Annotated in this window: 12 protein-coding genes; 7 read left to right on the top strand and 5 right to left on the bottom strand. The window is 64.6% G+C overall.

Annotated elements, in window-relative coordinates; translation table 11 throughout:
* Positions 1-23 precede the first annotated feature (23 nt).
* Genes CVS48_RS11355 through CVS48_RS11370 form a run of 4 tightly spaced genes read left to right on the top strand, consistent with a single transcriptional unit; the run spans position 24 to position 3,829 of the window.
* Complete coding sequence (locus CVS48_RS11355; protein WP_100854541.1) at positions 24-1,499, top strand: 2-hydroxymuconic semialdehyde dehydrogenase; 1,476 nt, start codon at positions 24-26, stop codon at positions 1,497-1,499.
* A 7-nt stretch (positions 1,500-1,506) separates the two neighbouring features.
* A complete protein-coding gene (locus CVS48_RS11360; protein ID WP_100854542.1) occupies positions 1,507-1,938 on the top strand; it encodes a RidA family protein in 432 nt (143 codons plus the stop codon).
* A 32-nt stretch (positions 1,939-1,970) separates the two neighbouring features.
* Positions 1,971-2,831 (top strand): alpha/beta hydrolase, encoded by an 861-nt coding sequence (locus tag CVS48_RS11365; protein WP_100854543.1) that lies wholly within the window; start codon positions 1,971-1,973, stop codon positions 2,829-2,831.
* 20 nt (positions 2,832-2,851) lie between these two features.
* On the top strand, positions 2,852-3,829 hold the full coding sequence (locus tag CVS48_RS11370; protein WP_242001317.1) for a Bug family tripartite tricarboxylate transporter substrate binding protein: 978 nt from the start codon (positions 2,852-2,854) through the stop codon (positions 3,827-3,829).
* 6 nt (positions 3,830-3,835) lie between these two features.
* On the opposite strand, the gene CVS48_RS11375 is transcribed toward CVS48_RS11370, so the two are convergent.
* From CVS48_RS11375 to CVS48_RS11395, 5 genes are all read right to left on the bottom strand, one after another.
* Entirely contained in the window at positions 3,836-4,618 is a 783-nt protein-coding gene (locus tag CVS48_RS11375) for an enoyl-CoA hydratase/isomerase family protein (RefSeq protein ID WP_242001316.1), read from the bottom strand.
* A gap of 30 nt (positions 4,619-4,648) precedes the next feature.
* Positions 4,649-5,641 (bottom strand): Bug family tripartite tricarboxylate transporter substrate binding protein, encoded by a 993-nt coding sequence (locus CVS48_RS11380; protein ID WP_100854546.1) that lies wholly within the window; start codon positions 5,639-5,641, stop codon positions 4,649-4,651.
* 93 nt (positions 5,642-5,734) lie between these two features.
* Positions 5,735-7,315: an AMP-binding protein gene (locus CVS48_RS11385; RefSeq protein WP_100854547.1), complete on the bottom strand. Its 1,581-nt coding sequence runs from the start codon at positions 7,313-7,315 to the stop codon at positions 5,735-5,737.
* Between the two features lie 40 nt (positions 7,316-7,355).
* Complete coding sequence (locus CVS48_RS11390) at positions 7,356-8,132, bottom strand: enoyl-CoA hydratase/isomerase family protein (protein ID WP_100854548.1); 777 nt, start codon at positions 8,130-8,132, stop codon at positions 7,356-7,358.
* Positions 8,133-8,323: 191 nt separating this feature from the next.
* The gene (locus CVS48_RS11395; RefSeq protein WP_100854549.1) at positions 8,324-9,142 is read right to left on the bottom strand and encodes an IclR family transcriptional regulator; all 819 of its coding nucleotides are present in this window, start codon (positions 9,140-9,142) and stop codon (positions 8,324-8,326) included.
* A 168-nt stretch (positions 9,143-9,310) separates the two neighbouring features.
* Between CVS48_RS11395 and CVS48_RS11400 the strand changes: the two genes are divergently transcribed.
* From CVS48_RS11400 to CVS48_RS11410, 3 genes are all read left to right on the top strand, one after another.
* Positions 9,311-10,012: a response regulator gene (locus tag CVS48_RS11400; RefSeq protein WP_100854550.1), complete on the top strand. Its 702-nt coding sequence runs from the start codon at positions 9,311-9,313 to the stop codon at positions 10,010-10,012.
* The gene (locus CVS48_RS11405; protein WP_100854551.1) at positions 10,005-11,312 is read left to right on the top strand and encodes an ATP-binding protein; all 1,308 of its coding nucleotides are present in this window, start codon (positions 10,005-10,007) and stop codon (positions 11,310-11,312) included. The genes CVS48_RS11400 and CVS48_RS11405 overlap by 8 nt, the downstream gene beginning before the upstream one ends.
* Before the next feature lie 157 nt (positions 11,313-11,469).
* Positions 11,470-12,573, top strand: coding sequence for a serine hydrolase domain-containing protein (locus CVS48_RS11410; RefSeq protein ID WP_100854552.1), 1,104 nt, complete (start codon positions 11,470-11,472; stop codon positions 12,571-12,573).
* The last annotated feature ends 7 nt before the right edge of the window (positions 12,574-12,580 follow it).

Below are 12,580 nucleotides of genomic sequence, written 5' to 3' on the forward strand. Positions count from 1 at the left end.
GACCTTGCCAAGGAGCAGTCGTGTTGAAGCAGTACAGAAATTTCATCAATGGCCGGTTCGTCGATAGCGAAAAGCGCTTCGCCGGCATCAACCCGGCAACGGGCGTGCGCTTTGCAGACGTGCACGAGGCCACCCAAGCCATGGTCGACGAGGCCATCGCGGCGGGCCATCAGGCGGTACGCGGCTGGGGCGCGACATCGGTTGCCGACCGGGCCGACATGCTCTACCGCATCGCCGACGAGATCGATCGGCGCGCGGATGACTTCCTGGATGCAGAGGTCAGTGATACGGGCAAGCCGGTGTCGCTGGCGTCGAAGCTGGATATCCCGCGCGGCGCGGCTAATTTCCGAATCTTTGCGGACATTCTGAAGACGGCCCCACTGGAAACGTTTCGCACCGAGCTGGCCGGTGGCGCCCATGCCATCAACTACGCCGTCAGAAAGCCCTTGGGCGTGGTCGGCATCATTTCGCCGTGGAACCTGCCCCTGCTTCTGTTCAGTTGGAAAGTCGCACCCGCGCTGGCGTGCGGCAATGCGGTGGTGGCCAAGCCATCGGAAGAAACGCCAGGCACTGCCACCCTGCTTGCCGAGGTGATGCAGTCCGTTGGGCTGCCTGAAGGCGTGTTCAACCTGGTGCACGGCTTTGGCCCGAATTCGGCCGGGGAATTCATTACCAAGCATCCGGACATCAGCGCCATCACCTTTACCGGTGAATCAAAGACCGGCACGGCCATCATGCACGCGGCCGCCGATGGTGTGAAACCGGTGTCGTTCGAGCTGGGCGGCAAGAACGCGGCCATTATCTTTGCCGACTGCGATTTCGAGAAAACCGTGGAAGGGATGACGCGGGCGGCGTTCCTGAATAGTGGTCAGGTGTGCCTGTGCTCCGAAAGAATTTTTGTTGAACGGCCCCTCTACGACCGCTTCGTGGCCGCGCTGGCCGATCGCGCCAAACGCATCAAACTCGGCAACCCCACCGACGCGGCGACGGACATGGGGCCGGTGATTTCAGCGGCTCATCGCGACAAGGTGCTTAGCTACTACGCGCTGGCGCGGGAAGAAGGGGCGCAGTTCATCGTGGGCGGCGGCACGCCACGCTTCGGCAATGCGCTGGATGGCGGCTTCTGGGTTGAACCCACGTTGATCGCCGGCCTGGCCGATGACGCGCGCTGCGTGTCGGAAGAGATCTTCGGCCCCATCGGCCACATCACGCCTTTTGACACCGAAGCGGAAGTCATCCGCCGCGCCAATGCCACGCCGTATGGCCTGGCGGCGACGATCTGGACAAGCAACGTGAACAAGGCCCACCGCGTTGCGCAGTCCATGAACGTTGGCATTGCCTGGGTCAATGCCTGGTTCCTGCGCGACTTGCGCACACCGTTTGGCGGTAGCGGCCTGTCCGGCATCGGCCGCGAGGGTGGGCTGCACTCGTTGAATTTCTATTCCGAACTCACCAACGTTTGCATCCACGTGGATGCACCGGAGGCCGTCAATGACTGAGAAAACCATGAGCAAAAACAATGTGTCGTCGGCCGTCGTCGAAGGGCGCGCGCAGCCGCGCGGCAAGTTCCCTCACGTAAAACGTGCCGGTGATTTTTTGTTCGTTTCGGGCACCAGCTCCCGGCGCGCCGACAACAGCTTCATGGGCGCCGAGGTCGACGCCATGGGGGTGCTGGATGCCGATATCCGCGCGCAGACTCGCGCCGTCATCGAGAACATCAAGGCGATTCTGGAAAGCGCGGGCGCCGGCCTGAAAGACTTGGTCGAACTCTCCACGTACTTGGTCGATATGGGTGACTTCAAGGGCTACAACGAGGTCTACGCCGAATATTTCGACTACGACGGCCCCGCCCGAACCACCGTGGCGGTGCACCAACTGCCGCATCCGATGCTGCGCATCGAAATCAAGGCGGTGGCCTACAAGCCGCTATCGCTTTAGCACAACCGAAATCACTTCAGCGCGGTCCAGACATGAGCTTTCCCAATCTTGCCCCACAGCCCCCGCTATATCCCTCAGAGGCCGAGGACTATGCGCAAGCGGCACTCGCGCTGTCGGCTGCCGCCATACAGCGATGCGAACGTGTCGCCGATATTCAATACGGCGACACCGCCGCGCACCGGCTTGACCTGTACCCCAGCCAAAACGCACAGGGGCGAGCCGGCCCGGTGCTGGTCTTCGCGCATGGCGGCGCGTGGACGAACGGCTACAAGGAGTGGGTGGCGTTGATGGCCCCGGCATTGGTCGCCGCCGGCATTACGTTTGTCTCGGTCTCGTATCGGCTTGCGCCTGGCTTCAAGTGGCAGGCGCTTCTGGACGATTGTCTGTCAGCAATCTCGTGGGTGCATCGGAACATTCACGAGTATGGCGGCGACCCCAGTCGCATTGCGCTTGGCGGTCATTCCGCGGGCGGCCATTTGATGACGCTTGCGGCGTTGAGCGCCGACGGTCTGGCCCGCCACGGCATCCCGGCATCGTCGATCGTCGCGTGCTTTCCGCTGTGTGCGCCGCTTGATATCCGGTATCCCGATCGGCTTCCAGATAGCGGGGAAGAACGTACGCATCAAATTCTTCTACATGACGCTTCCGAAGCGGCGTTGGCAAGTCCGGTTTGTCTATTGAATGAAGACGCGCCCTTGATGTTGCTGGCTTATGCCAAGGAAGACTTGCCAAGGATCGTCAAGGGCAATCACACGATGGAAGCCGAGCTGCGCCGGCTGCAACGCCCCTGCGAAACCATGGTGCTGCCGGGGGATCATTTTTCTCCAGCGCTTGCGGCGGGGGAACCGGGGTCGCCCTGGATGAATCGCCTGATTCAAATTCTGCGCGCATGACGTGCATTCATAAAAGTAGCTTGGAGAATCCGATGAAAATTTCCCGATGGATCGCACTTGTGGCGATCACGTTTTCTACAGCCGTGCATGCGCAATCCTGGCCGACCAAACCCATCAAGCTCATCATTCCCTATGCGGCGGGGTCTGGGCCTGACGTGGCGACGCGGCCCGTCGCCGAACAGATTGGAAGAATCCTCAAGCAGCCCGTCATCGTGGAAAACCTGTCTAGCGCTGGCGGGATCGTGGGCACCCGCACCGTTGCCAAGGCGGCGCCGGATGGCTACACGTTCGGCTTTGGCAACAACATCACCCTGGCGGTCAACGCAAGCTTCTACCGAAGCCTGCCTTATGACCCGGTCAAAGATTTTGCGCCGGTCGGTTTGCTGTTCGACAACCCTTACATCCTTGTTGCGGGCAAGAACTTCAAGCCGAACTCCATTTCGGAGCTGACGGCGTATATCAAGCAGAACCCTGGCAAGGTGAACTTCGCGTCGGGAACCGGGGTAGGGTCGGGTAGCCATCTGACCGGCGAAATGATGAAGGCGGTTGGCGCGTTGGACATCACCCACGTGCCGTATCGCAGCGGGTCCATGGCGCTGTCGGACGTGGTCAGCGGCCGGGTCGACGTCATGTTCGATAACGTGAACGGCGTCCAGCAGTTCATTAACGACGGCACGCTGAAAGCGTTCGCGGTCACCAGTTCGAAGCGCCTGGCGACCATGCCGGATGTTCCAACGATGGCTGAATCCGGTTTCCCGAACTTCCAGGCGGTGGCTTGGGGCGGCATTGTGGCGCCCAAGGGAACGCCGGATGCCATCATCAAGCGCATGAACGAAGCGATCGGGCTTGCCCTCAAGACGCCTGAGGTCGAACGGGCCAATGCCACGATGTCGCTCAACCCGCTCGCCTCAAGCCCTGAAGCATTCACGGCGTTCATTGCCACGGAAACCAAACGATGGGCCGAGATCGTCAAGGTGTCCGGGGCCCGGGCAGAATAGCGTCGTTTAGCGCCCGACGAACACCGGTTGCCGTTTCTCGGCGAAGGCGGTCGCGGCGTTGCGGTAGTCCTCGCTTTGGTTGGCCTGGTCTGACAATGCCTGGATGCGCGCCGCATCCTCGATCAATGTGCCCGCCGAGATCGCGTTGAGCTGGAGTTTGCTGCCGGCGATGGACAGCGGCGCGTTGTCCATCATGCCTGCCCCGAATGCCAGCGCGCCGGCGACTGGGTCGTCGTGGATGGCGTCGATGAAGCCCGCCTGGCGTGCCGAATCAGCACCCACGAATTCACCGGTGTAGAGCCAGCGCCGCGTCTGGCTCACCCCGATCAGCTGAGACAGGCGCTGCAACTGGATGGTGGGATAGACCAGGCCCAGGCGCGCCACGGGCACGCTGACCCGTGCGCTGGCGTCGCCCACCCGGAAGTCGCAGCACAACGCCAGGCTTGCGCCACCGCCAACGCACACGCCGCTCATCGCGGCGATCACGGGCACCGGCGCGGCCTGCACGGCCGCGAAGCATTCCTGGATCACGGCGCGATAGGCGTCGGCGCGCACCGGGTCCGACAGCGCCTCGCGAAACGCAAGAATGTCGTCGCCCGCGCAGAAGTGGCCTTGCGCGCCGGTCAGCACCGCCAGCCGCAGCGCGCGGTCTTCGGCAAAACCACGAAAGACGTCGCGCATGTCGCGCCAGGCCGCCAGGTCGCAGGCATTGCGCCGATGCGGCCGGTTGATGGTGACGACGGCCACGCGGCCCCCGTCACGGCGTTCCACAAGAATTTCAGATGCCAAGGCAATCTCCCGTGCCGTTTGCGCGGCGGTTCAGTTCAGTTTGATGTGCGTGGCATCCACCACGCTGTTCCATTTCTCGACCTCGGCCCGCAGTGCCGCGTCGGCCTGCTTGGTGTCGGTGTAGACCGGTTCCACGCCTTGCAGCCGCAGCTTCTCGGCCAGTGCCGGGCCCTTGTTGATCTGCTTGAGCGCGCTGTTCAACGCTTGCACCACCGGCTCCGGCGTGTCGCGCGACACCAGGATGGCGTAGACCGACGACGCGGTGAAGTCCGACAGCCCCTGTTCTATCAGCGTGGGCGTGTCGGGCAGCGATGCCAGCCGGGTGCGCGCGGCCACGCCCACCGGCACGATGCGGCCGCCGGGCAGGTTGGCCAGCGCCGTGGGGGCCGTGGCGAACATCATCTGCACCTGGCCCGCCAGCAGGTCGACCATGGCGGGCGCGGCGCCGCGATACGGCACGTGCAGCAGCTCCAGTTTTTCGCGCAGGCGGAACATCTCGGCGATGGCATGCTCAAGCGTGCCGGGGCCGGAAGAGCCGTAGGCGTAGTCGTCCGGCGCCGCGCGCACCTTGGCAACCAATTCGGGCAGGGTCTTGACGCCCATGCCCTGGTTCACGACCAGCACGACGGGCAGCTCGCCCACCACGCCCACCGAGCGGAAATCCTTCAGCAGGTCAAAGCCCACGACCTCTTTGCCCATCAGCCGGCTGTTCAGCACATACGACGTGGTGGGCGCCATCAGCAGCGTGTAGCCGTCGGCCTTGGCCCGCCGCACCTGCTGCGCGCCGATGTTGCCGCTGGCGCCGGCCTTGTTCTCGACCACGACGGTCTGGCCTAGCTGTTCGCCCAGGGCCGTGCCGAAAATGCGGCCGACCACGTCGACCGCGCCACCGGCGGCAAACGGCACGACCAGCGTGATCGGGCGATCCGGATACTGAGCCTGCGCCGGCAATGCCGCCAGGCTCAATGCGCCTGCGGCGAACCAGGTGGCGCAACGCGACTTCCAATTGAAAATGATGTTCATCGACTTCCCCTTGATGCGGTGCGCTGACGCGCCCGCGGATTCTGATGTGTCCGTTGAACTGCGGGTGTTGTACTGCGGGTTGATAACCGTGCGCTACTTGCCGACCCGGTAGCCCGAGGCCTGCAAATCCCACACGCCGTCGGTCTGGCGCGACAGCTCTTTCTTCTGAATGCGTTGCGTCGGCGTCTTGGGAAATTCGTCAACAAAGGCCACGAAGCGAGGGATCTGGTAGTACGGCAGCTTCGGCTCGCTCCAGCGGATCAGGTCCAGCGGCGCCAGCTCGCGGCCCTCGCGCAAGCGCACGAAGAGCTTGAGCTCGTCTTCGCCCAGGTCGCTGGGCACGCCCACCAGCGCGGTCTCCTCGATATCGGGATGCTCGGCAATCACGCGCTCGACCTCCCAGGCCGAGATGTTGATGCCGCGCCGCCGCAGCATGTCTTTCTTGCGGCCGGCGTAATACAGAAAGCCCTGTTCATCCTGGCGCGCCAGGTCGCCGGTGCAGAACCAGTCGCCACGGCGCGCTTCGCGCTCGGCCTCGGGATTGCGGAAGTAGCCCAGGAACTCCAGACCGGGCACGCGTGCGCGCACCGTGATTTCGCCGGTCTGGCCCACCGGCACCGGTTCACCGTCGTCGTCGGCGAGCCGCACGTCGTAGTAATCCAGCGGCTTGCCCACGGAACCGGCCGGCCCGTCGGGGTTCACGGTGACGAAGGTGATCAGCTCCGACAGCCCGTAGCCTTCGCGCATTTCCACGCCGAAGCGTTGCGAGAAGGTCTGCCAGAGATCGGGCGGGCAGCCGCCGCCCCACGCAATCTGTACGCCGTGGTCGCGATCGTCGGCGCGCGGGGGCTGCTTGAGCAACATCGGAATCACGGTGCCCAGATAGTGGATGTGCGTCACGCCGTAGCGGCGGGCGTCGTCCCAGAAGCGCGACGCGCTGAAGCGCTCCACCATCGCCAGCCGGGTGCCGCCCAGCAGCGCCGAAATGATCACCGCAACGCCGGCGCCGTGGTGCAGCGATTCCCACAACAGGAATACGCTGCCGGGCTCGGCGCCGGTCAGCCGCAAGATCGCAAGCGGCCCCGCGCGCAGGGTGCGGTCGGACTTCAGCACACCCTTGGGCGCGCCCGTGGTGCCCGAGCTTGGCGTGAGCGCCAGGATGTCGTCGGGGCCGGGTGCCACCGGCAGCGGGTCGGCCGGCGTGTCCAGATAGCGCTCGAAGGCGTGGCTGGCGTCGGCATCCGGCCCTTGCCCGCCGCGCCACAACACCTTGTCCAGTCGGTGGAGCTCGGGCGCCAGCGCGTCGGCGTGTTCCGCGTCGGCGATCAGGGCGCGCGGCGCCAGGTGTTCGAACAGATGCGTGAGCGACGCCCCTTTCAGGTGGACGTTCACAGGCACCCGCACCAGGCCCAGCGTGGCCAGCGCGAAGATGGCGACGATGTGGTCGGGGTGGCTGGGCAGCATCAGCGCCACGCGGTCGCCGGGGCGCAGGCCCTCGCGCCACAGCAGGTTGGCCAGGCGCAGCACGCGCTCGTGCAGCATGGCCAGCGTGAGCGGCGTGTCATTGAAGAGGCAATACACCTCGTCGGGCGCCTCGGCGGCGCGGCGCGCGATGAGCTGCGCCAGGGTTTCGTCGGAGGCCGACGGGATGTCGATGTGAGTGTCTGCGTTCATGATGCGTGAAGCGATCGGGGAGTCGAGTGAGGCGCCCACGTCAGTTAGCGGCTTGGCGGCGCCGATCGCGCTCGGCGAAGAAGGCTTGCATCATGCGGGCGGGCTCGCCGCTTTCGTACGATTCGTGATGCAGGCGCGCGGCGGCCTTCATTGCGTCGCGGAAGCCCGCTTCGGTCATTTCCTGGAAGCGTTGCTTGTCCAGGCGCAGCGCCACGGGCGGCTTGGCCGCGAGTTCGGTGGCGATCTCCAGCGCGCGTGCAAGCACCTGGTCCGCCGGAACCAGGTGATGGATCAAACCAAGCTGGTGGCATTCGCGCGCATCCATCATGCGGCCGGTCAGCGTGAGCTCGATGGTGCGCGACAGGCCGAGCATTTCGCGCATGATCCACGGCCCCGTCACGCTGGCGATGCCGGCGTTGATCTCGGGCTGCCCCATTTTCACGCCGTCGTGGGCCACACGGATGTCACCCAGCAGGCTCACCTGGAAAGCCGAACCGGCGGCCGTGCCGTTAAGCGCCATGACCAAGGGCTTCGGGAAGCTGCGCAGCAGGTGGTAGTAGGTTTCCCACTCGCCGATCCACGTTTCGGCGCGGGCGCCGTCGAAGTCACGCGCCTCATTCAGGTCTTGGCCCGCGCAGAAGGCGCGGTCGCCGGCGCCGGTCATCACCAGCGCGCCGACGGTCTTATCCGTGGCGGCCTCGCGCAGCACCTGCATGATCTCGGCGCGCATCGCCGTGTGCCAGGCATTGAGGCAGTCTGGCCGATTCAGTGTCAGCACCGTTACGTTGCCAACCCGTTCCAATTTGATGAAGTCCATGGTGTTCGTCCTTTGCATAAGCGTCCGCCGCCGTCGGGGACAATAAAATTACATAGCAATTTACGTAATTACTATTTAATTTTTATGGATCATACGGCGGATTTTTGCGCGGAAAAACCGAGGGGTTTCCCGAAGACGAGCGAAGGTCATGGCAATAAAATTGCCATGCAATTTTTAATGAGGGGGGGTTGTTATGCCGCGATGAGGTCGCGCGCGGCCTGCATCACCAGCGGCAGCAGGCGGGTACTTACGGCGTTGGCGTCGTGGCGCGCGGCCAGCGTGGACAGATTGATGGCGGCGATGGTCTGACCACGGCTGTCGACCACCGGCACGGAGATCGACACGCTGCCTTGACCCAGGTTCTTCTCGGTCATCGAGTAACCCTGGGCGCGGGCCTTGATGAAGAAGCTGAGGATTTCGTCGTCGTCGCGGTCGCCAAAGCGGGCACGCACGCTGGCCGGCATGGCCACGATCCGCGCGCGCAGCGCTTCGTCGGGAAGATGCGCCAGCAAGGCCTGTCCCGATGACGCCGGCAGGGCCGCGAAACGGCTGCCCACCGGCAGGTTCACCGACACCGGATGCACGCTGGGGATGTTGCCCAGGACGATGATCTCGTCGCCGTCGAGCTCCACCCACGACACCGATTCGCCGGTTTCTCGCGCCAGTTCCACCAGGTGCGGCCAGGCATGTTGCAAGGGCGCGTTTCCGCCCAGCATGGCGCCAGCCAGGCCCACCAGCCGCGCCGACAAGCGATAGCTTTTCGCGCCCGCCAGCCGTTGCAGATAGCCAAGCCGGTGCAGCGTGTAGACAAAACGCTGGGTCGCGCTGCGGCCCAGTCCGGTGCGTTCATTCAGCTCCAGAATCGACAGCGCCTGGTTGTCGCGATCGAAACTTTCCAGCACGCGCATCGCCTTTTCCACCGACGCCACGAACAGGCGTTCGTCCACGTCGTCCTCGCGGGCGATGTCGTTAACGGGTGCGGCGGTGGAGGTAAGCGGGGGGGTGGACACGGTCGGGCAGGTTGCGCTCTGGGCCAGGGAGCGCACAGTGTACCGCCCTGCAACGCGCCGGGAATCGGCTGCCGCGCGACCCGAATCCCAGGCAAAATCCCCATTCTTTCGGTGTATGCTTGCCGCGCAAATGCACCGTGACGGTGCAAGAACTTTAGTCTGGACACCATGACCAAGGCCTTGTTAGTCGAAGACGATCCGAAGCTCTCGCGCTTGATTGCGCAGTTTCTGGAACAACACGGTTTCAATGTCGCCCAGGCCTATCGCGGTGACCATGCCGTGGAGGCGTTTCGTCGCCACGATCCGGCCATTACCATCCTGGACTTGATGCTGCCGGGCCGCGACGGCTTGCAGGTTTGCCGTGACCTGCGCGCATTTTCTAGCGCGCCCATCCTGATGCTGACCGCCCGCGAAGATGACCTGGACCAGATTCTGGGGCTGGAATCCGGCGCGGACGATTACGTCATCAAGCCGGTTGAACCGCGCGTGCTGTTGGCGCGGATTCGTGCCCTGATGCGCCGCCACAACCAGACTGACGCGCAGCCGGATCACCTGGAGTTCGGTCCGCTGTCCATCAGCCGCCAGACGCGCGCGGTGCGGTTGGCGGGGGTCGAGGTTGACCTGACCACCATGGAATTCGAAATGCTGTGGGCCTTGGCCAGCCAGGCCGGTCAGGTATTGACGCGCGACGATCTGCTTAACGCCGTGCGCGGCATCGAATTCAATGGCCTGGATCGCAGTGTGGATGTGTGCGTCAGCAAGCTGCGCCGCAAACTGGAAGATGATCCGCGCGACCCCACCCGCATCAAGACCATTTGGGGCAAGGGCTACCTGTTCTCGCCCAAGGCGCACGAGCTGGGCGATGCTTAAGTTCGTCCTGCGCATCTTCGTGGTGCTGGCGATTGGCTTTGTGCTGTCAAACGAAGTGGTGGACCGGGCCGCGAACTACTTGTTTGAGCCCGAGACGGCGAACTACACGCGCGAAGCGGTGCGCGGCCAGTTGCACAGCCTGAAGCAGGAACTGGCCAACGTACCGCCCGAGGCGCGCCGTGATTATGTGCGCGACACGCTGGCGCCCCATTACGGATTGGCCTTGCAGGTGCTGGACCCCGCCGACTACCACGCGGCGGATTTCGCGCTGACGGATGAGGAGTGGCGCACTATCGATGCGGGCGGGTTCTTCCTGCGTGACAATCTGATGAGCTTCGTTGCCGCCATTCCGGGGCCGGGCGCGCAATGGTTGCTGGTCAAGATGCCGCCCGAACCGCTTGTCGGCACCTGGGTGATTGTTGGCGTTTATGCCGCGTTGGGCTTGCTGCTGTGCGGCTTCATGCTGCTGTGGGCGCTGCCGATCTGGCGTGACCTGGAAGCGCTGAAGACCGCCGCGCAGCACATGGGCCAGGGCGACTTGCAAGCGCGCGTGCGGCTGTCGCGGTTCTCCAGCATCCGTGGGCTGGGCGACACGTTCAACCAGATGTCCGATCGCATCAGCGCGCTGATCAGCAATCAGCGCGACCTGACCAACGCGGTGTCGCACGAACTGCGCACGCCCATTGCCCGGCTGTCGTTTGAGCTGGACATGATCGACCGTGAACCCGACCCCGAGGCGCGCAGCCGCCTGGTTGAGGAAATGAAAAGCGATGTGGCCGAGCTGGACAGCATGGCGTCGGAATTGCTGATGTATGCCCGCCTGGAACACAAGAGCGACAACGTTCCGCTGCAGGCGCTGGATGCGCGTGGTTGGCTGGATGCCGTCGTGCAGCACGCGGCATTCGAGGCCGGGCTGCTGGGCGTGCAGTGCACCGTGACGCAATGCGAGGTGGACGAGATTCGGCTGCACTCGCGCTACATGACGCGCGCCTTGCTCAACCTGCTGCAGAACGCGATCCGGCACGCGGGCGAGCGGGTGCAGGTTGGCTTGACCAGTCCGGCGCCGCATAACTATGCGCTGACGGTTGATGACGACGGGCCAGGCGTGCCGCCCGCCGATCGCGAACGAATTTTCGAGCCCTTCATCCGCCTGGATGAAAGCCGTGCGCGCGGCACCGGCGGCACGGGCCTGGGGCTGGCCATCGTCAGCCGCGTGGCGCGGTGGCATAACGGCACGGCGTTCGTGGCCGAGAGCCCGCTGGGCGGCGCCCGCTTTGTGATCAGTTGGAACGCGGCCTGACCGAACCGCCAGGCATGGCGACACCCGGCAACCCACGGCCACGCGTGGCGGCTCCCGCGTAAAGATCTTCACAAACTCCCTACAAAGCGGGAAAGATCCCGCGCGGGCGCATCGATAGCATCACGGCATTCCTCATTGACAGGGTTTGCCGACCGCCATGTTCTCGCTAAGTCGCTTGGTTGCCATCGGATCGTTGCTGCTTGCCGCGGGCGGTTGCCAGAGCCTGCCCCCCGCCGCGCCGGCAACCATCGCCAAGGGCGATTACGCGGCGGTGGTGGATTACCTGGCAGCGCGTATTCCCTACGACATGGGCGCAGCCAAGGTGCCCGGCGTGTCGATCGCCATCGTGGATGATCAGCGCATTGTCTGGAGCACGGGCTTTGGAGTCGCGGATGCGTCGCGGCATCGCCGCGCCACCCGCGACACGCTGTATCGCGTGGGCGCCATCAGCAAGGTGGTGACGGCGGCGGCCGTGCTGCGCGCCGCCGACGATGGCCGGCTACCGCTGGACGCGCCGGCCGGAGACGCCTTGCCGGACTGGCACGTGGAACCCCGTCGCAACGCCATGCAGTGGATGGGCACCGAACCCTATACCGCCCGCAATCTGCTGAGCCTGCATCCAGCCACGCTGGAAGACACGATGGGCCGCGCCCGCGCCGACATGGCCTACGCGCTGCTGGGCGACATGGTGGCGCATGTGGCGCGGGAACCCTTCGATACTTATGTGCGCCACACGATTCTTCAGCCCTTGAATATGCCGCGCGCGGGGTTCCAGCCCCACGCGCGCATGCTGGAGCAGCGCGCGTCCGGGTACCGGCGCGGGCAGCCATGGACCGAAGCGCCGCAGCCCAACGAGGCGGCGGACGGGCTGTGGATGAGCGCGTCCGAGATGGCGCGCTTTTCCAGCATGTTGTTTGCCGGTGGCAAATACAGCGGCAAAGACAACAGCAAGCGAGTACTGACGGAAAAATCCGCGCAGATGCTGCTCGGCCTGGAAACCGTGGCGGGTGGCGGCCTGGACCTGGATTGCCGCTTCGCCTTGTCATGGCTGGCCGCGCCCTGTGGCGATACGGTGGTAAGCGGCGCGGCGTTCGTTGAACATAGCGGGGCGACGGAGGCGTTCCACGCCCGATGGGTGCTAGCCCCCCAGGACAAGCTTGCCGTGCTGGTCATGAGCAACGCTGATTCAAGCGAGTCGCTGGTCGCATCGGTGTCGACGACGGCGATGCGCATGATGCGCCAGGCCAAGCTGGGCAGGTAGCCGTTCG

Source organism: Achromobacter spanius (assembly GCF_002812705.1).
GTDB lineage: Bacteria > Pseudomonadota > Gammaproteobacteria > Burkholderiales > Burkholderiaceae_B > Achromobacter > Achromobacter spanius.